General features: G+C 60.2%; 22 protein-coding genes and 1 riboswitch. Of the genes, 15 read left to right on the top strand and 7 right to left on the bottom strand.

Annotated elements, in window-relative coordinates; all coding sequences use genetic code 11:
- Window positions 1–49: 49 nt before the first annotated feature.
- The 4 genes from QWU44_RS08145 to QWU44_RS08130 all read right to left on the bottom strand — a co-directional run bounded on the left by QWU44_RS08145 (window position 50) and on the right by QWU44_RS08130 (window position 4,729).
- Window positions 50–1,198 (bottom strand): DNA recombination protein RmuC, encoded by a 1,149-nt coding sequence (locus tag QWU44_RS08145; RefSeq protein WP_370915180.1) that lies wholly within the window; start codon window positions 1,196–1,198, stop codon window positions 50–52.
- 36 nt (window positions 1,199–1,234) lie between these two features.
- Window positions 1,235–2,731, bottom strand: a complete 1,497-nt coding sequence (locus tag QWU44_RS08140) for an AI-2E family transporter (RefSeq protein WP_370915179.1) — start codon at window positions 2,729–2,731, stop codon at window positions 1,235–1,237.
- A 181-nt stretch (window positions 2,732–2,912) separates the two neighbouring features.
- On the bottom strand, window positions 2,913–3,104 hold the full coding sequence (gene metS, locus QWU44_RS08135) for a methionine/alanine import NSS transporter subunit MetS (RefSeq protein ID WP_370915178.1): 192 nt from the start codon (window positions 3,102–3,104) through the stop codon (window positions 2,913–2,915).
- On the bottom strand, window positions 3,101–4,729 hold the full coding sequence (locus QWU44_RS08130; RefSeq protein WP_370915177.1) for a sodium-dependent transporter: 1,629 nt from the start codon (window positions 4,727–4,729) through the stop codon (window positions 3,101–3,103). The genes metS and QWU44_RS08130 overlap by 4 nt, the downstream gene beginning before the upstream one ends.
- 332 nt (window positions 4,730–5,061) lie before the next feature.
- Between QWU44_RS08130 and ychF the strand changes: the two genes are divergently transcribed.
- The 14 genes from ychF to QWU44_RS08060 all read left to right on the top strand — a co-directional run bounded on the left by ychF (window position 5,062) and on the right by QWU44_RS08060 (window position 20,338).
- On the top strand, window positions 5,062–6,141 hold the full coding sequence (ychF, locus tag QWU44_RS08125) for a redox-regulated ATPase YchF (protein ID WP_198735550.1): 1,080 nt from the start codon (window positions 5,062–5,064) through the stop codon (window positions 6,139–6,141).
- Window positions 6,142–6,165: 24 nt separating this feature from the next.
- The gene (locus QWU44_RS08120; RefSeq protein WP_370915176.1) at window positions 6,166–7,716 is read left to right on the top strand and encodes an N-6 DNA methylase; all 1,551 of its coding nucleotides are present in this window, start codon (window positions 6,166–6,168) and stop codon (window positions 7,714–7,716) included.
- Window positions 7,713–8,996, top strand: coding sequence for a restriction endonuclease subunit S (locus QWU44_RS08115; RefSeq protein ID WP_370915175.1), 1,284 nt, complete (start codon window positions 7,713–7,715; stop codon window positions 8,994–8,996). Before QWU44_RS08120 ends, QWU44_RS08115 begins: the two co-directional genes overlap by 4 nt.
- A complete protein-coding gene (locus QWU44_RS08110) occupies window positions 8,996–12,319 on the top strand; it encodes a type I restriction endonuclease subunit R (RefSeq protein WP_370915368.1) in 3,324 nt (1,107 codons plus the stop codon). The genes QWU44_RS08115 and QWU44_RS08110 overlap by 1 nt, the downstream gene beginning before the upstream one ends.
- A gap of 86 nt (window positions 12,320–12,405) precedes the next feature.
- The gene (locus tag QWU44_RS08105; protein WP_370915174.1) at window positions 12,406–13,602 is read left to right on the top strand and encodes a hypothetical protein; all 1,197 of its coding nucleotides are present in this window, start codon (window positions 12,406–12,408) and stop codon (window positions 13,600–13,602) included.
- Window positions 13,603–13,977: 375 nt separating this feature from the next.
- On the top strand, window positions 13,978–14,679 hold the full coding sequence (locus QWU44_RS08100) for a hypothetical protein (protein WP_370915173.1): 702 nt from the start codon (window positions 13,978–13,980) through the stop codon (window positions 14,677–14,679).
- The gene (locus QWU44_RS08095) at window positions 14,645–15,790 is read left to right on the top strand and encodes an XRE family transcriptional regulator (RefSeq protein ID WP_370915172.1); all 1,146 of its coding nucleotides are present in this window, start codon (window positions 14,645–14,647) and stop codon (window positions 15,788–15,790) included. Before QWU44_RS08100 ends, QWU44_RS08095 begins: the two co-directional genes overlap by 35 nt.
- A gap of 57 nt (window positions 15,791–15,847) precedes the next feature.
- On the top strand, window positions 15,848–16,741 hold the full coding sequence (locus tag QWU44_RS08090; protein WP_370915171.1) for a hypothetical protein: 894 nt from the start codon (window positions 15,848–15,850) through the stop codon (window positions 16,739–16,741).
- A gap of 367 nt (window positions 16,742–17,108) precedes the next feature.
- Entirely contained in the window at window positions 17,109–18,341 is a 1,233-nt protein-coding gene (locus QWU44_RS08085) for a DUF262 domain-containing protein (protein WP_370915170.1), read from the top strand.
- The gene (locus QWU44_RS08080; RefSeq protein ID WP_370915169.1) at window positions 18,262–19,218 is read left to right on the top strand and encodes a hypothetical protein; all 957 of its coding nucleotides are present in this window, start codon (window positions 18,262–18,264) and stop codon (window positions 19,216–19,218) included. The genes QWU44_RS08085 and QWU44_RS08080 overlap by 80 nt, the downstream gene beginning before the upstream one ends.
- Before the next feature lie 186 nt (window positions 19,219–19,404).
- On the top strand, window positions 19,405–19,584 hold the full coding sequence (locus QWU44_RS08075) for a hypothetical protein (RefSeq protein ID WP_370915168.1): 180 nt from the start codon (window positions 19,405–19,407) through the stop codon (window positions 19,582–19,584).
- Complete coding sequence (locus tag QWU44_RS08070) at window positions 19,581–19,649, top strand: hypothetical protein (RefSeq protein ID WP_370915367.1); 69 nt, start codon at window positions 19,581–19,583, stop codon at window positions 19,647–19,649. Before QWU44_RS08075 ends, QWU44_RS08070 begins: the two co-directional genes overlap by 4 nt.
- 59 nt (window positions 19,650–19,708) lie before the next feature.
- A complete protein-coding gene (locus QWU44_RS08065) occupies window positions 19,709–19,843 on the top strand; it encodes a hypothetical protein (RefSeq protein WP_370915167.1) in 135 nt (44 codons plus the stop codon).
- Window positions 19,844–20,095: 252 nt separating this feature from the next.
- Window positions 20,096–20,338, top strand: a complete 243-nt coding sequence (locus QWU44_RS08060; protein ID WP_370915166.1) for a hypothetical protein — start codon at window positions 20,096–20,098, stop codon at window positions 20,336–20,338.
- Window positions 20,339–20,405: 67 nt separating this feature from the next.
- Here the strand turns inward: QWU44_RS08060 and QWU44_RS08055 are convergent, their stop codons facing one another.
- The 3 genes from QWU44_RS08055 to QWU44_RS08045 all read right to left on the bottom strand — a co-directional run bounded on the left by QWU44_RS08055 (window position 20,406) and on the right by QWU44_RS08045 (window position 22,722).
- Entirely contained in the window at window positions 20,406–21,338 is a 933-nt protein-coding gene (locus QWU44_RS08055; RefSeq protein WP_370915165.1) for a DUF808 domain-containing protein, read from the bottom strand.
- Window positions 21,339–21,445: 107 nt separating this feature from the next.
- The gene (locus QWU44_RS08050; protein WP_370915164.1) at window positions 21,446–21,871 is read right to left on the bottom strand and encodes a DUF3592 domain-containing protein; all 426 of its coding nucleotides are present in this window, start codon (window positions 21,869–21,871) and stop codon (window positions 21,446–21,448) included.
- 200 nt (window positions 21,872–22,071) lie between these two features.
- On the bottom strand, window positions 22,072–22,722 hold the full coding sequence (locus QWU44_RS08045; RefSeq protein ID WP_370915163.1) for a DUF4232 domain-containing protein: 651 nt from the start codon (window positions 22,720–22,722) through the stop codon (window positions 22,072–22,074).
- Window positions 22,723–22,913: 191 nt separating this feature from the next.
- Window positions 22,914–23,051: riboswitch (TPP riboswitch) on the top strand.
- On the opposite strand from QWU44_RS08045, the gene QWU44_RS08040 reads away from it, so the two are divergent.
- Window positions 23,049–23,684: an ECF transporter S component gene (locus QWU44_RS08040; RefSeq protein WP_370915162.1), complete on the top strand. Its 636-nt coding sequence runs from the start codon at window positions 23,049–23,051 to the stop codon at window positions 23,682–23,684. It overlaps the preceding riboswitch by 3 nt.
- Window positions 23,685–23,689 lie beyond the last annotated feature (5 nt).

Here is a 23,689-nt window from a genome sequence, read left to right as displayed (position 1 = left end):
CGGTAGCCTCACCCCGTGGCGGATGTCGAAGACTTGGGAACGTGCTTGATCAGGGAGCGGAGATGTTCCCCGGACCGGTGATCCGTCGGCTCCGTGTCGTCGCCGGATGAAGACTCACCGGCCGGGACTTTGTGACGGGACCGGCATCCATTTCGTCCAGGGTTCTGGCTGTGACCATGACCCTCGACTCCAGGGACCCGAGCGTCGAATTGTAGGCGTCCACAGCGCGGTCCAAAGCGGCTCCGACCTTATTGTAGTGTTCCGCCATCGTGTTCAAGCGTGAGTAAAGTTGCCTGCCCAGCCGGTGTATCTCCGCAGCCTGCTCATTCACGGCCTCCTGCTGCCACCCGAGCCCGACCGTGCGGAGCAACGCAACCAGAGTTGTCGGTGTGGAGAGGATTACATTTCGGGAGAATGCGTGCTCGAGAAGCTCAGGATCGGTGGTCAGTGCGGCGTCGAGGAATGGGTCTGCGGGGACGAAGAGCACGGTGAACTCCGGTGTCCGATCGAATGCGGCAGCATAGTTCTTCGAGGAAAGCTGATTCACGTGATGGCGCAAATGATGGGCGTGTCGACGAAGGTGTGCGGCATGCTCTTCCGGATCTTCCGTATCGAGGGCATCGAGGTACGCGGAGAATGGCACCTTGGAGTCGACGATGATGGTGCGTCCGCCCGAAAGCCGTACGACGAGATCGGGGCGGAGGGCCCCATCGGTGCCGCGGGTGTGTACTTGGGTGTCAAAGTCGCAATACCGAACCATGCCTGCCATCTCCACCACGCGTTCCAGTTGCATTTCGCCCCATCTTCCTCGAACCTGAGGTGCCCGGAGTGCTGTGACGAGCTTGCCCGTGCGATCCGACAGCATCGTCGAGGTGCGTGTCATCGACTGAACCTGGCTGCTGAGTGCTGCGTAGGCTTCGACCCTTTCCTGCTCCAGTGCGCGAACCTGCTGACTCAGTTGAACGACAGCCTGCTGGAGAGGTGCGAGGGAGGTGTTTACCCTCCCAGTGAGTTGTTCTGCCGCGTCTGAGGTGCGCTCTGCGGTGTCTGCCCGCAAACGTGCCGTCGCAAGTTCTGCGAGGCGGTCGATGTCCGGAGCTGCGGTTCCCGTCGTCTGCCCACGGGCGAACCAACCAAGAAGGGCACCGATGACGATGCCGAGGAGAAGCGTGAGAAGAAAACCTGCCGACGGACTCATGACACCACTGTGCCATCTGCATCGGACACGGTGGTGTCACCGGCGCGGCGTGTCGAAAATATGTACGAATTTCGAGGTGAGATCCTGGATTCGGTTCTGCGGAGCTGTGGGTGAACCCCGCCGCGGCGATGCCCCCATATCGGTACCTGCCTCTGCGGTGCGTAACCCGCTGGAGAACCTGTCCCCGGATCGACGCGCTGCACGCATCCGACGACCGGCCTCCTCACCGTGGCGGGCGGTGAGTGAACCGGCAACAGTGGCGAACACGATCTCATCCGCGGTTTTCTCCCCGGCACGCAGTGCAACCATATCCGAGAGATAGCGCAGTAGAACCGCGACCATCGCGGCGGTCGGTACTGCGAGGAAAGCCCCGATGATGCCGAAGAGGCCACCTCCGACGGTGACTGAGACCAACACGATGACGGGGTGCAGGTTCATGGCCCTGGACTGCAGCCAAGGAGAAAGAACGTAGCCTTCGACCTGCTGGACGATGATTACCAGAACGAGTACCACTACGGCTTCTGTGACACCCAGGGACACGAAGGCAATGAGCACCGCGAGAGCCCCCGCTGCGACCGCGCCGATGATGGGGATGAAACCGGCGATAAAAGTCAGTAGGGCGAGGACAAGGGCCATCGGCACGCCGAGTAGAACCAGCCCGAGACCGATGAAAACCGCATCCAACAGTGCCACGATCGCCTGGGCGCGAATGAAACCCGACAACGTGTTCCAAGCCCGGGTCAGGAGCTCCGTCAGATGCCACCCGACCCTGGGCCCGGTGACCTCCCGCATCCAGGGTAGGAACCGGTCCCCATCCTTGAGGAAGAAGAAGGTCAGCACGAGAACGATGCCGAGCATGATGAGAATCGTCGACGCGATTCCGAGTCCGGCGAAGATCTCACCGGCTATCGCCGAAGCCTGATTTTGCATCCACGTTGCCCCCTCAGCTAACCAGTCGCCCAGATCATTGCCCTGGAGCTGGACCGGGGGATCCTGCAACCACAACTGGACACGTTGAACGCCCTCAAACGCCTGGTAGTAGAGAGCCTGGGATTGGCGGGCGACACTGGGTGCCATCATGGCGATGACCACGCCAAAAAGTGCGATCGTACCGAGAATCGTGATGATGGCTGCGGGTGCGGCGGGAACCCTGTGGCGTCGAAGCCACGACGCCGGTTGGTGGAGTACGGATGAGACGATGAGGGCGAGAACCACCGGGAGAACGCCCTGCCAGAACTTCAGGAGAACAAAACCGACCATGCAGGCGGCTGCAGAGACGATCAACAATCGGAGACACCATGCCGCGAATTCCCGTAGTCCTTCGGCGATGACCTCCGACCGGTCGATCGGTGCATCCGGTTGAACTTCCTCGAAAGCCCGGGAAGCCTCTTCCGCGAGGGTTTCTGCAGCGGGCGGGTGATCGGTTCCGGAGAGGGGGGTTACACCCGGGGAATCGACTGCTCCGGACAGCGCTGGGCCATTTCCGGGATTACGTCCGGAGTCGGGGGTGGAAGGTTCGCGAGGGTCGGTCACAGCCCCTATATTGCCTTAAAACACCGTGCTTCTGAACATCGTGATCGAAGGACAGCGTAAGTGTTGTGATGCCTGCTCCGACCTTGGATTTAGCAGGATGGAAAATCCCCGGGTTGGTGGAGGAAAAGCCGTACCCCGACAGCACTGAGGCGGTCGGGGTACGGCTGGGAAGCTGATGTGTCTAGTCGGTCGGGCGGGCCGGGAGGCCGGCCTTTTCCTGTTCGATCAGGACATCGTCCGTCGCGAGATGGGACGTGCCGAGCACCCCGGAGGAATCATCGGGATGCTTGCGCAGGGCGAGGATGCTGACCAGAAGGCCGCCCCAAATGACGACCATGAAAAGGACCATCATCATGATTGCGATGCCACTCATTTGCGGGCTCCTAACTGTTCAACCGCGAAGCCTGCGTGCCGCGGGCGTTCCGGATCGTATTTCTGCGGGGTGGTGATCTCGAGCTGCAGGTCGGGGTCGACACCGAAGTCGGAACCGGGAGGACCGACCAGGGCGATGTTTCCGCGCCACGGGACGAGGCTCATGACGACGGCGGTGGTCAGGATCAGGGCGACGACGCCCCAACCCCAGACATTCACCTGGACGTCGGTGTATCCACCGTAGTTCTCCTGGACCAGGCTGATCAGTTCCTGCAGCAGCGTGTAACCCAGAACGATCGTCGTGATGTTCACGACGCAGATGCGCCACAGGTTACCGACCCGGAAGCTGGAAACTGCGTTGAGGTGGAGGGCCATCTCATCCGATCGACGCAGAACCCAGTCCACGATGATGATCGCGATCAGGGCGATACCCACGATGCCGATGTTGTTCACGAACTTGTCCATGATGTCCAGGGTTGCGAGACCGGAGGTCGTGGCGAACAAGGTCAGGGAAATCAGCGTCATGAGAACACCGACACCCAAAGCGGTGGCCTTGCGGGGTAGAGCGAGCTTGTCCTTCACAGCGGAGACAACGACCTCAAGAAGGGAGAACAAAGACGTGAAACCGGCCACGGTGAGGCAACCGAAGAACATGACACCGAAGACGGGGCCGAGAGGCATCTGGTTGATGATCGCCGGGAACGCGATGAACGCCAGACCGATGCCGGAGGTCGCGACCTCGTCGACGGGAACGTTCTGCTGGACAGCCATGTAGCCGAGGGCCGAGAACACGCCGATGCCGGCGAGAACCTCGAAGGAGGAGTTCGCGAACGCTGTGACCAGACCGGTGCCGGTCAAGTTGGTGCGGGGCTTCAGATATGACGAGTACGTCAGCATGATGCCGAAGCAGATGGATAGGGAGAAGAAGATCTGACCGTACGCTGCAACCCACACACCCGGATCGCTCAGTGCGGACCAGTTCGGAGTGAAGAAGGCGTTGAGCCCCTCCGCCGCGCCTTCCAGGGTGACGGAGTATCCGACAACGAGAATGAACAGTACCGTCAGAACCGGCATGAACACCTTCGAGATTCGGCCGATACCCTCATCGACACCCATCGCGAGCACGATGATCGCCAGAACCCAGACGAAAGCCAGGGCGAGGGCGATCTGCGGCACGATGTCCATCGAGACCATCTGTGTGCTGTCAAACTTCAGAAAATCCTCGAAGAAATACGTGTTGGGGTCATCGCCCCATGCCGTGTTGAAGGACTTCAGCGTATAGAGAGCTGCCCAACCGATGATGGCGGCATAGTAGATGGTGATGATGAAGCAGATGCCCACCTGTACCCAGCCGACGGGCTCCGCCCAAGTCCGCAGACGACGGTAGGCGAGGGGGGCGGAACCGCGGAACCTGTGGCCCAACGCGTAGTCGAGGAAGAGGAGGGGGATACCTGCGGTGATCAGAGCCACCATGTAGGGAATCAGGAATGCTCCGCCACCGTTTTCATAGGCGACGTAGGGGAAGCGCCAAATATTGCCCAGGCCCACAGCGGAACCAATCGCCGCAAGCAGGAACGCTATGCGGGTGGAAAATACTTCGCGACCTTGAGAAGTGTCAGCAGCCATTGCCGGCCTTTCGAATCAAGTCGGATGAGGGGCCACGGCAGTGGGAGGGTGTCGGGGTGGTGACTGTGAGACACGGCCGCGGATATGTGTCCACGCAGGTACCTGGTGGCAGGTGTGGCGCCACGCCGGTAACCTTCAGCGCGTTCTACGGTTTTTCTTAACCGCCGATGATTTTAGCACCACATTTCACTGGGTAAAACATGGTGTCCACCAAGTGGGAACCCGGGTGTGGTGATCGGCGAGCGCTTTACGACACGCCACCACTCCTCCCGGGATGCTGCGGCTCTGGCGATGTCCGGTCCGTGTGACGTTGGTTGATAGGATGTGCGACTGTGAGCCTTACTCTTGGAATCGTCGGACTGCCCAACGTCGGCAAGTCAACCCTGTTCAACGCACTGACCCGCAACGATGTGCTGGCGGCGAACTACCCGTTCGCCACCATCGAGCCCAACGTCGGGCTAGTCGAACTGCCGGACGCGCGCCTGAAGCGTCTCGCCGAGATCTTCGGATCCGAACGCATCCTGCCCGCCACCGTGTCCTTCGTCGACATCGCCGGCATCGTCAAGGGCGCCTCCCAGGGGGAGGGCATGGGCAACAAGTTCCTCGCTAACATCCGCGAATCCGACGCCATCTGCCAGGTCGTCCGCGTCTTCAGTGACGACGACGTCATCCACGTCGACGGACGCGTCGATCCCGTCAGTGACATGGCCGTCATCGAGTCCGAACTCATCCTCGCGGACCTCGAGACCATCGAGAAGGCCATACCGCGACTGGAGAAGGAAGCCCGCAAGGACAAGTCCAAGGCCGCCGAGGTCGAGGCCGTCAAGAAGGCGCAGACGATCCTCGAGGACGACCGCACCCTGTTCAAGGCCAAGGACGAGATCGACCTCGGAACGCTGCGCGAACTCCACCTGCTCACCGCGAAGCCGTTCCTCTATGTCTTCAACGCCGACGAGACCGTACTCACCGACGAGGACCGCAAGCAGGAACTCCGCGACCTGGTCGCACCCGCCGACTGCGTCTTTCTCGACGCCAAGACCGAGACCGAGCTCCTCGAACTCGACGAGGAGGAGGCCGCCGAGCTCCTCGAATCCGTCGGCCAGCACGAACCCGGCCTGCACTCCCTCGCCCGCGCCGGCTTCGACACCCTCGGCCTGCAGACCTACCTCACCGCAGGCCCCAAGGAATCCCGGGCCTGGACGATCCACAAGGGCGACACCGCCCCCCAGGCCGCCGGCGTGATCCACTCCGACTTCGAACGTGGCTTCATCAAGGCCGAGATCGTCGCCTTCACCGACCTCGACGAAGCCGGCTCCATGGCGGAAGCCAAGGCCCGTGGCAAGGTCCGTCAGGAAGGCAAGGACTACGTCATGGCCGACGGCGACGTGGTGGACTTCAAGTTCAATGTTTAGTGAAAGTACGTCTGGAGACAAGAAGTGAAGACAGTCGATCTCTCCAATGTGCGCGCCACGCTGTGGGCTGCTGCCGACGAATTGCGTGCCAACTCCAAACTCACCCCAGGCCAGTACCGTGACCCGGTACTGGGCCTGGTGTTTCTCGCGTATGCCGAGAACCGGTTCGAAGCCGTTCGAGGTGAGGTCGAGGCCAACACCAGCGCCCGCAACCCGGCGACGATCGCAGACTACAAGGCGAAGTCGGTTCTGTACGTGCCCCAGCAGTCTCGACTCTCCAGTTTGGTGGATCTGCCCGAAGGCGAGGACATCGGCAAGGTTACTGATGAGGCGATCAAGGCCATCGAGGCCGCCAACCCCGAACTCAAGGACATCTTGCCGCGCGGCTACCAGAAGCTGGAGCGCTCGACCCTGATCGAGCTGCTGCGGCTCTTCGCTCCGCTGCCGACCCAGCTCGAGGGTGATGCGTTCGGCTTCATCTATGAAGACTTCCTCTCTAACTTCGCCGCCCAAGAAGGCAAAGGCGGCGGTGAGTACTTCACGCCGTACTCCATCGTCCGTCTCATCGTCGAGATCCTGCAGCCGTTCCAGGGGCGCGTCTTCGATCCTGCCTGTGGCTCAGGGGGAATGTTCGTGCAGTGTGCGAAGTTCGTTGAACGTCACCACGAGTCGGCCAGCCGCAAGCTCTCGGTATTCGGTACGGAAAAGACTGAGGATACCGTTCCGCTTGCCAAGATGAACCTTGCCCTCCATGGACTGTCTGGCGATATTCGTCAGGCCAACAGCTATTACGAGGACCCGCACAGCGCTGTGGGGGTATTCGACTACGTGATGGCCAACCCGCCGTTCAATGTCGACAAGATCAAGAAGGATCAGATGGCCGGCGACAAGCGGTTCCCGTTCGGACTGCCGAGGGCCGACAACGGTAACTTTCTGTGGATACAGCAGTTCTACGCGGCCCTCTCGCCGAAGGGTCGCGCCGGCTTTGTTATGGCCAACTCGGCCGGCGATGCGGGCCACTCGGAGATGGAGATCCGCAAACAGCTCATCGAGTCCGGGACAGTCGACGTCATGGTTGCGATTAGCTCGAACTTCTTCTATACCGTAACTCTGCCGGTGACGCTGTGGTTCCTCGACAAGGCCAAGGTTGGTACGCCTCGCGAGGACACCGTGCTGTTCCTTGACGCCCGAAGCATTTTCCGCCAGATTGATCGTGCTCATCGTGATTTCACACCCGAGCAGATCGAGTTCCTCGCCAACATTGTTCGGCTCTACCGAGGCGAGGAAGTGGAGACCATCGACGGTAGCGAGACGCTGCTCAACGAGAACTTCCCGGATGGAAAGTACGTCGATGTTGGTGGCCTCTGCAAGGTCGCCACTCGCGCTGAGATCGAAGCGCAAGGCTGGAGCCTCAACCCTGGCCGATACACCGGTACCGCAGCAGTCGAAGAGAGCGACGTCGATTTCATGGGCGATCTCGGCGCGCTGTATGAGGAGTTCACGAAGCTGAGCGACGAGGCCGATATTCTCCGCGCGAAGGTGGATGCGGCTGTTCAAGGGATTTTCGACCTATGAGTCTATGGGTCGATAGGTCCATCAAAGACCTCTGCTTAGCGGTCGTGGATTGCGTTAACAAGACAGCGCCGTCGCAACAGTCGCCTCCTACGCCATACAAGATGTTGCGTACGACGAATGTCCGTGGCGGCTGGGTCGATACCGAGAGCGTCAAATATGTAGATTATGCGACCTACACCAAGTGGACACGGCGGATGGTCCCTAAACGAGGCGACATTATCTTGACCCGGGAGGCACCCTTTGGCAATGTGGGGATGATCCGAAGTGACGACCAAGTGTTTCTCGGACAGCGTCTCGTCATGTATAGGGCCGATGAGACGGAGTGCGATCCTCACTTCCTGATGTACAGCATGATGGGGCCAGGTGTTCAGGCAGAGCTTAAGAGTCTTGGCTCGGGCTCCACAGTTGAACATCTGAGGGTTCCGGATTGCGAGAGAATCACGATTCCTTCGCCTCCGTTGCCAGAACAATGGAAGATCGGAGCGATTCTTCGGTCCCTTGACGACCTGATCGAGAACAATCGGCGACGGGTGGAGGTTCTGGAGGAGATGGCGCGGGCCATCTACCGCGAGTGGTTCGTGAAGTTCCGCTATCCCGGTCATAAAGATGTGCCCATGGTCGACTCCGCCCTCGGTCCGATTCCCGAGGGATGGGAGGTTGTCTCTGCTTCTGAAGCCATTGAGATCAACCCTCGCATCAAGCTGGACAGATCGGCCGAACACCCCTTGATTACAATGGGTGACCTCGATGGACGAAACATGGGGTGTCGTCCGAGCGGTGTTCGTACGGGAGGGGGCGGAGCGAAGTTCCAGCAAGGTGATACCTTGTTCGCCCGAATTACTCCATGCCTTCAGAACGGTAAGATTGGCCTCGTACAGTCTCTGGCTGAAAGCGAAGTTGGTCTCGGATCGACCGAGTTCATTGTTCTACGAGGTAGGCTCATCGGATCAGCCTTCACGTACTGCTTGGCGAGACAGGAGAGCTTCCGTGGGCACGCCATTGCGAGCATGAGCGGGGCCAGCGGTCGTCAGCGTGTGCGAAACGAGTGTTTTGACTCGTATCGGCTTGCTACTCCGCCGGGATGGCTGGCGAACGAGTTCGAGACCACAGTAGAGCCGCTTATATCCCAGACTGCCGTCCTCTTCGATGAATCCATGAGGCTTGGGGCGTTGCGCGACCTCCTCCTCCCGAAGTTGGTGACGGGACAGATCGATGTGTCGACGCTCGATCTCGATGCGCTGATTGCTACAGGCTCATTCGGCGAGGAGGCGGAGGTGTGATGCTGTCGCGGGGGCCGGAGTACGACTACGTCGAAAAGCCTAGTATCGAGCTTCTTACGGAGCTGGGCTGGACATCGGTAGATGCCTTTCAGGAAGTTCTGGGACCCGAGGGCACTTTGGGACGAGATTCCCGACGTGACATTGTGCTCACGCACCGTCTGCGTGCCGCGATGCGTCAGATAAACACGGACTACGTACCCGACACCTCAATCGACGAGGCGATCGAGGTGCTGGCCAAGGACCGCTCGGCTATGGACCGAGTGAGGGCCAACCGTGAGGTTCATAGTCTGCTGCGTGACGGCTACCAGGCCGAGTGGACTGACGAGCAGGGGGAAAAGCAGATGGAGCTGCTGCGCTTCATCGACTTTAGCGCACCGTTGAACAATGATTTGCTGGCGGTGCAGCAAATGTGGGTCAAGGGCAATCTGCATAGCCGACGACTGGACCTAGCGCTTTTCGTCAACGGCATCCCGTTGGTGCTCATGGAGTTTAAGGAGCCGAACGAGTCGGTCAAGTCTGCCTATGACAACAACCTGACTGATTACCGCGACACCATCCCGCAGCTCTTCATCCCGAACTGCTTCGTGCTGCTGTCTAACGGCCGCCAAGCTAAGGTCGGCTCGACGTATTCTCCGTATGAGTTCTTCAACGACTGGAAAGTTATCGACGCACAGGGCACGCGTGGAGCAATTGCCTTGGAAACTGCGCTGCGTGGCACCTGTGACCCAGCGGTACTGCTCGACCTTGTTGAGAACTTCGTTGTTTACACGGAGCGCCCCGGTGGACTTATCAAGATCATGGCGCGCTCGCATCAGTACCTGGGAGTCAACGCGGCAATCGATAACCTTCATCGGGCGCGTGCCGAGCGGGATAAACGCCTCGGGGTCTTTTGGCACACCCAAGGTTCGGGCAAGTCCCTGTCGATGCTGTGGTTCACCCAGAAGGTGCTGCGCCAGGTGCCCGGCAAATGGACGTTCGTGATGGTCACCGACCGCAAGGAACTCGACACCCAACTGCATGGCGAGTTTGCCGACGCTGGCGCGATCTCACCGGAGGCTAGGGTGCACGCGGAGTCGGTTACTCACCTACGCGAACTGTTGGCCGCCGATCACCGGTATGTGTTCACACTGATTCAGAAGTTCCAACTGTCCAAGGGGCTGGGGGAGCAGCAGATGCCGGTGCTTTCGGATCGTTCCGATGTCATCGTCATTACCGACGAGGCTCACCGCAGTCAGTACGACACCCTGGCCCTTAACATGCGCACAGCCCTGCCCAACGCCTCGATGATGGGCTTCACCGGGACACCGCTGATTGCAGGGGAGGAACAAGCTACTCGCGAACAGTTCGGTGATTACGTCAGTGTCTATAATTTCCGCGACGCCATCGAGGACGGGGCCACGGTTCCACTGTATTACGAGAACCGTATCCCGGAACTCCAACTGATCAATGAGAACTTTTCCGAAGAACTTGAGGAATTGCTCGAAAATGCTGAACTCGACGAGGATGCGGAAGGACAACTGGCCCGAGATTTCGGCACGCAGTACACGCTTCTGACGCGTCCTGAGCGCCTGAAGGCTATTGCCAAAGACCTAGTAGCGCACTTCGTCGGTCGTGGGTTCTCTGGGAAGGCGATGTACGTCGGGCTCGATAAGGCAGTCGCCGTGCGGATGTACGACCTGGTTCAGGAAGCCTGGGCCGAGCATCTGGCCGAATTGAGGGCTAAGCATGACGGTCTCCCTGAGCTGGAACGTCCTTGGCTGGCGTCACGAATCGAGTTGATGGAAAGCACCGACATGGCGGTCGTCGTTTCGCAGAGCCAGAACGAACTCAAGATGCTCGACGACCTGGGACTGGACATCCGTCCGCATCGTGAGCGGATGAACCGCGAGGACCTCGCAGAGAAGTTCAAGGACTCAGCCGACCCGCTGCGCCTGGTGTTCGTATGTGCCATGTGGATGACCGGGTTCGACGCGCCTAGTGTCTCGACTATTTACCTCGATCGGCCGATGCGTAACCACACACTGATGCAAACGATCGCTCGTGCTAATCGGGTCTTCCCTGAGAAGGACAACGGCCTAATCGTCGATTACGTCGGAGTCTTCCGGAACCTGGAGAAAGCCCTGGCGATCTACGGCGCTGCCGGGGTAGGTGAGTCGCCGATCGAGATCATCGACGCACTCTCCGGCGAGCTGGACGTATCGGTTGCTGATCTGTTCACCTTCTGCTCCGGTGTGGGAGTGGACCTTGCCGCGATGCGCGATGCTGAAGGGTTTGACCACGTCGCCAAGCGTGACGCAGCCGTCGAAGCGCTACTGGTCGACGAAGAGACTCGGTCCGAATTTCAGCAGCGCGCCCGGCAGGTGCGGAAACTCTTCAAGGCGCTCCTGCCTGATCCCAAAGCCGCCGCCCAACAACGCAATGTTGCAGCAATCAGAGTTCTCGCCGAACGCATCGCAGAGGTTACGCGACCACCTGGGGCAGACCTGGGGGCCGCCGCAGACGCTGTTGATGCGCTGCTTGACCGGTCCGTGGGTGCCGAGGAATACGTCATCCGGGCCGCTGCAGAGGGCGCCAAACCGGATCCGCTCATCGACCTGTCGCAAATCGACTTCGAGGGCTTGGCAGCCAAGCTCGCTGGTCGGAAGCGAGCGGAAACAGACCGGTTGGCCCAACTGCTGCGACAGCAGGCCATCGGCGCAGCGACCCGTAACCCGACTCGCTATGAACTGGTTGAGCGCATCGAGAAGCTGATCGATGACTACAACGCTGGCAGCGTGAATATTGATGAGTACCTTCGTCGTCTGATCCAGCTTTCGAATACATTGACGGCTGAGGAAGAGCGCGCGGTCCGAGAAGGAATGACTGAGGAAGAGCTGGCAATCTTCGACCTCTTGACCCATCCCGATCCTGTGCTCACCGACGAGGAACGAGACTTGGTCAAAGCCAGTTCCAAGAAACTGCTGGAACACCTGCACGACAAGCTCGTGCAGGACTGGCGTCGTAAAGTTGATGTGATGAACGACGTCGACAGCACGATCCGACGAGTGTTGGACCGGGAGCTACCCGAGATGCCCTACACCCGAGAGATCTTCACTTCCAAGGTGCAGATGGTTTTCGATCACGTCCTTACCGCTTACGGTGATGATGGCGAAAGTGCCTACACTCCCAGAGTCGACGTTCACTGGCCGACACCATCCGTGGAATATGCTGGCCCCCTTGACGTGGACAAGATCGCTGATGACGTCGTCGCACGAATCCACGACGATCCGACCTTCGCAGCCCACGTTGCTGCACAGTTAGGTGCTACCGACTCAGCGACGTGATGCTCACAAGAGTTTCTGAAAGTGCCGACAGCGGTCTCAATGATGCAGCGTCGGTGTGGGCGAGCGTGGGCGACAAGGAGAGTGCTATGACACGCGACGACGATGATCGTGAGGACGATCTCGAGCCCGCCCAAGAGAGCGAGCGCAACTCTGAGAGCGAGCAGAGCGGAGACCCTGCTGCGGACGACGAGGCGAGGTTTCGACTGTCGCCAGGATATGCGTCGTTGTTGGGGCCCAGCAGGGACGTCGTCGCGAAAAGGCTTGAGCCCATACGGGCGCAGATGAAGGGGATGGTTCCGGATACCTCGGTATACGCGCGGGACATCACGAGGTCGATGAACCGGCGTTTGGAGGAGCAGATGAACTTGCTGTTTCCTGACTATAACGCCCTAGTCAATAAAGTACTCGAGCCGTACAATGAGCGTGTCCAGTCGCAGGTGGCGTCGATCAGTGCGGGCCTTCCGACGTTCACGACTCAGATGCTCGACTTTCCGGCGCTGAAGGGCGTGGGAGTCAGTCCAGCGGTCGAATCGATACCCATGCAGATTGTGAGCCAGCAATCAGCGGTGCTTGACGGGCTGCGCGGCTCTTTGAAGCCGCTCTTCGACCCGGTGTTGCGCGAGTTCAACCGTACGCTCCTCCCGCCTAATCTGAGGAGCCACGTAGACGAAATCAAGGCTTATCAAGTGCGTGAGTTCCTCGAGCAGGAGGGCATCCCGCTCTACCTAGTGCCGCGCGGCCGCACAGCGCTTCGCCTGCTTCGGGCACAGAACCGCTCGGGTCGTCGGCGGGTGCTGGGCGACTGTTACAAGACAATCACCGATGACTGCGCCACTGTTCTTGAGCAGGCGAACCACGACGTAGTCGGCGACGAGCTCGAGTTTGTACTCGACGGGCTCGGCGCGATGCGTTCTGGGCACTTCCGCTCGGCCCAAGCGATGTTTACCGTCACGCTCGACACACTCATCTACCGCTTCTACCCCGACCAGGCCGCCCGACGGCCCATCACGAATCGGAAGAAGGACGCGGACGTGCCGAGCGCCATTGATGAAATGGGCGTCCACGAGGCGATGGTCTGGCTGCCGATCTGGAACGCCCACGAAGAGTTCTGGCAGCACAAGGGCGACAAGGTGCCGAACTACTACTCGCGCCATGCGAGCGTGCATGGTGTCTCCTCGCGTCAGTTCAGCAAGCGCAACTGTGTCCAGGTTCTGATGCTGGTCACGAGTCTCATCGGCTACGCCGACCGGTTCATGCCGTTGACTAGATGTGTCAAAGCTTGATTGCGTCGTTGCTGTCACAGTGGAATCTGGAGTCACTCTGTCCGTGGGTAGGGACGACTCCCCGGAACGTGTGCAACAAGGCGATGGGCTTAGCCGGGAGGTTCGAGCCGTGATCTAACGTCGACATCATCGTCTCTCTCGACGACGTGGCATCGCGTGGCGACGTGGGGGACCGTCTTCTTCCGCGGCTTGTGGTTGAGCACACGCGGGATTCTGCGTTCTGACGGGGCACGGTCAATCCCCCGGGGGTGCGACCATCCTCGGTAAACTCCGTAGTGAGTCCTAAAGTGCCAGTGCTCGATTCGCGCCGTATACTAAAGTTACTGTCTTGGCCGAATTCACGGCTGAGGACGCGCTAATTCTGGAAGGTCCACGATGGTTCCACGCTCACCCGCCGAGGCTCTCGGCTCCCGCGCTCACGATACTCGCGACCTGCTCGTTGAGGTCATCCGGTCCCGCCACGACCGCGCGGCGGAAGCCCACCAGGTATCGGACTCGCGGTACTTTATCGTGTTCGGTAGCCAGTGGCGTGACCTGCTCGACGACGTGCAGGAGGCGTTTGCCAATCGTGGCTATCAGTCGCACAAGCTGTCACCTGCTGGCTACAAGCTCCCCGTTGTTAGTGACTGTATTCTCTACACTTGGAGGGTCTCGAGTACTCTTGGCGCGGAGAGCGACTTCGCGTCGAGTCCGACGAGGAAGAACGTATTCTCAGCCCAGCCGCCAGCCCCTACTCTGTTTGAATCCGGATTTGGGGATGAGTTTGATCACGAGGGGGTGTCCGAGAACACGGATGAGGCCAAAGTCAAGCGCCTCTTGAGCGAGGTGGTCGGATTTATGCCCGTGGTGCTTGTCATGGTCCACTCCTCGCCGCGCCAGCTACAGTCGATCGAGTGGGCTGTCGCTGAGCTTGACGATTCTGGCGAAGTCAAGCTGCATGGGCGCGAGTCCATTTGGGAGCCGGAGGGGAATATTGTGCCGGAGGTTTCCGACGCCGAGTCCTTCGACCACGGCACTCCGGTCGAGCCCGTCGTCGAGCCGCGTGAACAGGAAGGCATCGATCCCGATGCGCTATGACACCCCGAGCCTGTTCGACGTCTCGGGAACGGCGCAGATACACGGCCGCTTTGAGCCGGCGCGCCTGACCCAAGCTCGCGTTCGTCGGTCGGTGACCAAGTCCGCCCTGGCCTCCGAGGTAGGCGTCTCCCCCGCAGCGATCGGCCAGTACGAGGCGGGCGTAAACTCACCTCGTACCGACGTCCTAGACCGTTTGGCGAAGGCGCTGGACGTCCGTCCTGACTTCTTCGCCGTCGGCCGGCCACTGGCTCGCATTGACACGGTCAACGCTCATTTCCGCAGCCTGAGGTCGGCTCGCGTGAGTGACCGCCAGAAGGCACTGGCGACGGCGACTCTGATGTGGGAACTGACTTTCGCCCTCGAACGTCACGTCAGGCTTCCCGAGGTCGACCTCCCAACAGTTGACTTCAGCAGCTCGCCCGCCAAAGCAGCCGCACTCCTGCGACGCCACTGGGGTCTGCCCGACGGCCCGGTCAAGCATCTGGTCGCCACAGCAGAGTCGCACGGCATCGTCGTCGCGGTCCGTCCACGCGACGAGATCGATGCCGTGGACGCGTTCTCGGTCGTCATCGTCGACCGGCCGATCATCGTCACGACACCGCGACGGAGCGAAAACGTGTTCCGGCACCGGTTCTCCATCGCCCACGAGATCGGGCACCTGTTGCTGCACGCCGATTCCGGTGAGCAGAGCGCTGCGGTCGAGAAGGAAGCGGACGAGTTCGCCGCGGCGTTCCTCACCCCTGCCGCATCCATGGATGCAGCTCTGCCGCAGCGTCTCGACCTCGCCGCACTCGACCGTCTGGGACGGACGTGGGGCGTGTCTCCGCACTCGCTGGTGCGCCGGATGGTCGAGCGCGGTCGCACCACGGAGTCGTCGGCGCGCAGGGCCTATCAGCGCCTAGAGATGGTCAACGATCTGTCGGCCGACCCCTCGAGCGCCTACCCGGGCGAGGTGCCGACTTTGCTGAGGAAGGCCGCCGAACTCGCCGGGGAGCACGGTGCGGGCGTTCCGGCCCTGGCCGAGGCCCTCAAGATCAGCCCCCGGCAGGTCCGAAACCTCCTTGGCGACATCGACGAGCGCCCGGTCCTGCGAATCGTCGGCGACGGATGACCTCTGCGCCATACGTGACCGTTCCCCTAATCCTCTGACGACCAAGGATCCTTACTAATGGCCTATCCCACGCTCGCACTCCACCTACTCATCTCTGCCCCAGGCGACGTGCCACTCGAGGACATGGCCGTCATCCGTAAGACCATCAGCCAGTGGAATCTCAACCTCGGTCGCCATGTCGGTCTCACGGTTCTGCCCGTGTCCTGGACCGAGCATGCCGCTTCCGAGTTCGGCGAACGACCGCAGGCGATCCTCAACCATCAGATTGTCGAGGAGGCTGACCTCGCTGTGGCGCTATTCCAAGATCGTCTTGGGACGCCGACCGGTGAAGCCGAGTCGGGCACGGCCGAAGAGATCGAGGCCCTCGTGGCGTCGGGAAAGTCGGTGGCGGTCCTCGTCAACACAACTCCGCGCCCGCCTCTGAGTGGCACGGCGCTCGATGAGCGCCACCGGCTCGGTATCTACCTGGAAAAATTGCGTAGGTCCGCACTCGTCCTTGAGTACGGCAACGACGGGACTCTCATTGGTCACCTCAATAACTTCCTCAGCCGAGCGACGGCGCAGTTCCAGCAGGCGGTCGAGTCCTCGAAGGATGTGCAGCCAGAGGAGACGGACCCTTCTGAGGGGGTGTGGCCGCGCGCCGAGGTGCGCGAGAACGTGACGACTGACAGCAAGGGCCGAATCAAGACCCAGCGGCACTGGTCACTCGTGCTCCATAACTCCTCCCGCGGGCCGGCAAGCGGTGTCGACTTTGAGTTCCTCGATCTGCAGGAGAACGCACTGTTCCACGTTCATCGAGAGAAAGGTCCTCTCGGAACGATTCCGCCCAATCAGGAAGTGCGATTCCCGCTGCTGCTGGCTATGGGGTCACCTGACGCGGTCGACTGCGTGGTTACGTGGACCGACGCCACGGGAAACGCTAGGGAAACGAGAGCTACAGTCCGAACCTGACGTCACTAACTCTGGTGACGTGGTGAGTTCCGATCTAATGTGCGACGTTAGACCTACTCAACACGTCGTGGACTTCAAGTTCAACGTCTGATTCACGCTGCACAGCCCCTGTTGGCGCTTCACCTGTGAAGTGGTGGCAGGGACTTTTCCGTGTCTTTTCAGGAAAACAGGGGAGCTGTCAGGGGCATTCACGGGGGAAGTGGTCCTACGATGGAAAAATTGCTTGACCAGTGAGTCTCGGGACCCGTCCGGCCGATGAGTCGGCCACGGCGTTCCCCGTGTATGTTCGCCGCCAGTGCGCTGATGGTTGAATGTGTTCATCTCCCCGATATATCCGAGGGCGCTGAAGCCCGGTGGAAGGTAGAACATGACCGCAATCTTCAAGACCGTCCCCTGGCAGGTGGGGCAGCTCGTCAATGGTGTCAGTACGGGACAGATTCAGCTTCCGGATCTCCAACGGCCCTTCGTCTGGCCCGCGACCAAGGTTCGGGATCTCTTTGACTCGATGTACCGCGGATACCCGGTCGGGGAACTGATGTTCTGGGATGTGCCCGCGGAGGGCGAGACGCGAGGAATCAGTGCTTCCGCGCAGATGTCCGCGAGCCATCAGATCATCGACGGTCAACAGCGGTTGACAAGTCTCTATGCGGCCATGCAGGGGCATCCTGTCCGGGACGAAGCGTACCGACAGCGCAGAATCGTCATCTCCTTCAACCCGTTCAGTGAGAGATTTGAGGTCCGTACCCCCGCGCTGGCGAAATCAGTGCAGTGGGTCGAGGACATCTCGACCTGCTTCACCTCGCCCATCGCTGCCCGTAAAGCTTTCCTGAAACGCTGTGAGAATGCGGAGATCGAACTCTCGGAGGACGAGGAGGAGCGTGTGGAGTCGGTCTTCGCACGGCTCACCGAGCTCAAAAACTATCAGTTCAATGTGGTGCACATTCAGAAGGACGTGGACAAGAAGCTCGTGGCGGACGTATTCGTCCGGATCAATTCTGAGGGGGTACGGCTGAAGGCCTACGACTACATCCTGACCTGGCTCAGTGTCTTCTGGCCGGAGGGGCGCGAACAGATCGAGGCGTTCGCGAGGAATTCGAGGATCAGCCCGCAACGAGCCTCGGAGATCGCCGGTGCTCCGGTCACCTGGACGGCCCAGAACCCCTACATCGAGGTCGAGACCGGCCACGTTGTTCGCGCCCTGGTCGCGGTCGGGCAGGGGCGCGGTCGACTCCAGGATGCGTACGCTGCACTGCAGGCGAAAGACAAGACCACGGGCCAAGTCGATTCATCCCGTCAGGAAGTCGAGCTCGAGAAGTTCATGTCCGCACTTCCGGTGGTCACGAACCAGGTCAGTTGGACGGAGTATGTGCGGGCGATCAGGACGGCGGGTTTTCCGTCAGGCCGCGAACCTGACGTCGAACATGAACATCATCTACTCCTATGTTGTCTTCCTCCTGGGGCGAACACGGTACCAGGTGGAACTGGCTGTCCTACGGAATCTCAGTGCACGCTGGTTGTTCATGGCCCAGATGACCGGCCGGTACACGGGTTCCTCGGAATCCCAGATCCAGAAGGATCTCGATCGTATCTCCGGTGTTGATGAGGGGGATGCCGGAGGCTTCGTGGCATTGCTCGACGAAATCATCGGTTCACAGCTGACGCCGGATTTCTGGGAGTACAACCTTCCGCAGAATCTCATCACCTCAGGACCGGGACTGTCCCCGCACTATCAGTGCTACCTGGCGGCCCTCAACGTGCTCGACGCGAAGATGTTCATGCTGGATGATCGCGTGGTCGATTGGATGGACCCCTCCCAGCCTGCGGTCAAAGGAACCGAAGGGCATCACCTGTTCCCGAGGGCGTATCAGGAGAAGGTGCTGGGGATCACCGACATCAAGAGGATTAATCAGGCAGCCAACTTTGCGACGACGGATTGGAACACCAACATCAGGATCGCGGATGGTTCGCCGTCCGACTATTGGCCGAAGCTCGTCGAGGAGCGTTCCGTCTCTGCTGAGTGGTTGGAGAAGCAGATGTACTGGCATGCGCTTCCCCAGGATTGGGAGAACATGAGCTACGAGGAATTCCTCAGCGAGAGGCGGCGCCTTATGGCCGGGGTCACTCGCGACGCCTATCAGCTTCTTTCTGGATCGACCGCGGGAAAGACGATGGAGCGGGTTCCGCAGTTTGCCGAAACGATCGATGAACCTTCACTGGCCGAGTTGATCGAGTCCGGAATCCTGGCTCCCGGCGATCTTCTCGATCCTCTGGCCCCGGACTGGGTCGTCGACGCCGTCATCAATGATGACGGAATTCTGGTGATCGACGGTATGGAGCAGTTCGAGTCACTGAAAGAAGCCTCTCATTTCCTGGGCGTGACCAACATGGGTGGTCTCGCGTTTTGGGCACTTGAGACTCCTGAGGGGATCAGGCCACTCAAGGACCTGGTGCTTGAGGCCGGTCGCCTCCAACGGTGACCCGGTCCGTCACGGTCTGTCCTTCGACTGATCTGAGTCGCGGAGGTGGGGCGTGAATGAGAGAGAAGCCCGGCCAACGGATTGTCGATCCTTAATGGGCGGTCCGGGACATGGCCCGTTGTTCCCTCAATCCGGGCGACCTAGTGGGGGTTCGTAGGGTTGGTTGCAGACGCGTAGATTTCACGCATGCAACGTTCGTTTCGCGGTGGCGTGGAACCTGCACGCTACCTCCACGTCCGTGACTCCGCGACTCTCGCCTCGCATTCCGTGCGAACCGCCGCGAACTCCTTTGGATACCTCCTGCTGTACCTGAAAACAGTATCGAGGGCGCGCACCACGCGATCGAGCAGGCGCTGGGCCCGGTGATCGGTGTCATCTTCGCCATCGGGTTGCTCGCCTCCGGCCTGGCGTCCACCTCCGTCGGTGCCTAGGCCGGCTCGGAGATCATGGCCGCTCTCCTGAACACCCGGGTTCCGCTGGTGCTACGCGGGTGATCACCCTGATTCCCGCCCTGCTGATCCTCTGGCTCTATCCGGACCCGAGATGGGCGCCGGTTCTCTCGCAGGTTGCGCCCTCCTTCGGTATCCCGCTCACCATCATTCTGCTTGACGGAGCAGGGCTGTGATGGGGCAGTGGCGGGACAACGTGTGGGTGCGTTCGGCGATGGCCGCGATCTCGGTGGCTATCGTGGCCCTCAACTTCCTGCTCATCTACCTGACGTTCGTGCAGTAGTGTTTCCCGTGATTTCTGATCTGTGTACCGCGAGTGCGGATCGGACGGGAAAGTAACGTATGATCGAACATCCGCGGCCGGTCCTTTCACGGTTGCGACGTTGATAAGCCCATTTGGGCAGACAAAAACACAGGAGAACCACATCATGTTCGGTGCCACCGTTACCTTTACTGTCCTCGCCGTGATTACGGGAGTGGCAGGCTTCTTCACCTGGGAGCGCAACAAGATGTACTCGCTTGCTCTCGGGGCCGCGACCATCGTTCTCGCATCCATTGCGCTGATCCTTGCTTTCGTTGGTGCGGTTGTAGGAATCTTCAAGATTCTGCCGATTCTGTTGATCCTCGTCGGCTGCTACATCCTCTACCGTCGACTCGGTACGTCCCGCTAGATTCTGTGCTGCACGACAAAACGGCTCCGCCCTCTGTACTGGGGTGGAGCCGTTGTCGTTGTTCAGGTCAGTGTTTCTTCCCGAATGGAAGCGCATGGATGACGGCGAGGACGATGCCGCCCCAGATTGCACCGAGGATCATGGAGAAGAACGTGTTCACGATCCATGCCGCGGTTCCTCCGATAGCGGACCAGCCGCGTACACTCTCTTCGAGGTGGTGTACGAACCCGTGTGGGGCATGGAATCCGAGTTCGTCCAGTCCGACGAGGAGAATGTGTCCGCCTACCCAGAGCATGGCGAAGGTGCCGATGACCGCGATGGTGTCCAGAACCTTCGGCATTGCCGTCACTAGGCCACGACCGAAATTTTTTGACCTGCGGCCCGGGCGTTGTGCGAATCTCAGACCCACATCATCCATCTTGATCAGGATGGCGACAGCTCCGTAGACGAGGGCGGTGATGCCCAGGGCGACGATGATCAGTACTGATGTCCGGGTCCAGAACGGTTCTGTGGATACTTCGTTGAGGGAGATCACCATGATTTCGGCGCTTAGGATGAGATCGGTGGTGATCGCCCCTTTCACCAATTTGTCTTCTGCATTCGGTCCGGATTCCCGGACAGGGGTGTCGTGTCCCTCACCGGTACCGACGAACTTCTCCCACGCCTTCTCCGCGCCCTCGTAGCAGAGGTAGGTGCCGCCCAGCATCAGAATCGGGGTGAGTAGCCACGGTGCAACAGCACTGAGCAGGAGGGCCAGCGGCAGGATGATGATGAGTTTGTTGAATAGGGATCCTTTGGCGATCCGCCAGATTATGGGCAGTTCTCTTGCAGGGCGTACCCCTTGGACGAAGCGTGGTGTCACCGCCGCATCATCGACGACCACCCCGGCGGCTTTCGCACTGGTACGACCGGCTGCCGCCGCGACATCGTCGATGCTGGCTGCCGCTGAGCGGGCTATGAGAGCGACGTCATCAAGCAGAGCGGCGAGTCCACCGGCCATCAGATGGACCGCGATCGTTCGGATTCGGGTGTGTGCATGGAGACAGTATTACTGACGGAGGACCACCCGGGCGAATGCCTCATACCGTGTCGTTGACCGGAGACGGGCTAACGCAGTGTCGCCTCGGTGCCGAGTACGACACCGGTCATGATCAGGGCGAGACCTCCGACGGAGAGGAATGTGAGAAGGAAGAAGAAGGGATCCACAGTCGGCGGGCGAAGAACCTTGCCGGATCCGTGCTCTGTGATGAACAGCTCGACCCGTTGTCCGATTTGTTCCCGTGCGAAAGTCGTGTGGTGAGGGTCTATCCATTGGCTCAGGCTGCCGTCCGGGGCGGTGAAGCTGACCACCGCACAGAGGAATGGGTCGTCAGAGGGCGCGCCGGGACGTGGGATGGCGTCTATCACCGTTCCTTCGGTGTGATACCAGGTGCGCCGGATTCTGACGCGGCGGGCCAGGAGACCTGCTGCGATGCAGATTCCAAGCAGACCGGTTCCGAGTAGTACTGCTGAATCGAGGAGTCCACTGGCCATGTCTGAAGAACCTACCCGTGGTGAGGGGCGTGCGGTACCGTGCGATTGTGCGCGCACGACTTGAATCCGGATCTGTGCCCCGGACTGCCGACGGTGACGGCAATATGCCTGAATCCCCGAACTCTATGGGTGTGAGCTGAGACGCCCCACGATTGCACGAAGCCAAAGGTGGCTGCCATGACAGATCTCGGGGAGCTCGATCAGCCCGGTTTCACCCCGGTAACGGAGATTGTGGAAACCTGTTCCGATCCGCAGGTCGGTTCATTCATCGGCACTGTCAACCAGCCGGTGTCGTTCGGTGGGTAGATCTTCAGTTGCCGGGCACGTTCGGTGGGTTCGCAGATATCACGGCCGTAGGCGTAGGGCTGACTGAAGCTCACGGAGAAGACCGCTGAACCACCTGTATAGAGCAGCGCAGGGGATCCTTCCGCCCCGCTTTCCCTGTCAGATGCCGCTCCCACTTGGCTGCCGGTCGCATCGATGAGCGATACTCCAGGGTATCCGGATAGTGTGCAAGGATCACCGATGTTGGTCAGCCGGATGACGTGGAAGGTGTGTCCGGCCCCGGCGCTGGTTGAATCAATTGTTGCTGTGAGTCGATCCGCGGAGCAGATAGGGGAGACATCGGGTAATTCGGGGGAGGAAGGGGCTGATCCACTGGTCGTTATGTGGTCAGTACCGGTGTCTCCCATGAGCGACACCTCGGATGCGTTCTGCCCTATACATCCGGTAATCAAGGTTGATCCCACTGCGAGGGCAGCGGCCGTGATGATCAGACTCCGATCGTTGTGAATCCGGAGCGTGCGCAGTCGGTGACTGGTGTTACCGCCGGGACTGCTGTGGCTCTTCATTCCTTAAGGTTAGCCTGTGTAGCCGGTGGTGGCATTCTTCGGGCTGGGCATGCGCCGCCGGATAGCATATTCACTGCCGATGTTGGGGTCATGCTCTCGGGTGGGGTGATCGGGGGGAATAATCGCCACCTTACTGCGAACATGGCTGCAGTGGGCATCCTCGCGTTGGTTGATAGCGGTCTGTATCATTGGTCCGGTCCCACGGGTGCCCGAGCGTGAATCGGGCTGAGACGTCGGTTGACCGCGCGGTGCACACCGCGTGGCGTACCGGTGACCGTAACAACCTGATCCGGGTAATGCCGGCGCTAGGGAGAAGAGGAAAAATAATGAGCACATCTGTGCCTGAATCCCGTACACCGATCACGGTCACCGCACCGTCGAGGAAGGCTTGGCGGGTGATTGACATCATTGCGCTTGCCGTCCTCGGTGTCGCCGCAGGTTTTGTGTTTTGGGTTTACAACGGGCCGGGGTACGCACTCTACGAGGCAGTCGACGCAGTGACCCCCGGACTCGGTGGTCTTGCAGTCGGCCCCTGGCTGTTCGCTGGGGTTCTGGGAGGCCTCGTGATTCGCAAACCGGGTGCCGCACTACTCTGTGAAGTTATCGCGGCCTCGGTGTCTGCTGGGCTCGGGAACCAGTGGGGGATCAGTACTCTCTACTCCGGTATCGCACAGGGCATTGGTGCCGAGATCATTCTTGCGATCTTCCTTTACCACCGTTTTGGCCCGGTCATCGCGGCACTCGCCGGTGCCGGTGCAGGTGCAGGTGCGTGGATTCTCGAGGGCTTCCTCTCCGGTAACTTTGCCAAATCCACCGAGTTCCAGGTCACCTACCTAGTCACGCTCCTGATCTCTGGTGCTGTCATCGCCGGTGTTTTCTCCTGGCTGCTCGTTCGGGCACTTGCGGCGACCGGTGCACTCGACCGTTTCGCTGCTGGGCGTGAACGTCAGCGGCAGGTCTAGAACGT

Source organism: Corynebacterium sp. CCM 9203, from assembly GCF_041357675.1.
GTDB lineage: Bacteria > Actinomycetota > Actinomycetes > Mycobacteriales > Mycobacteriaceae > Corynebacterium.
Note: the sequence above shows the minus strand (reverse complement) of the source record. Positions and strands in the feature narration are given on the sequence as shown.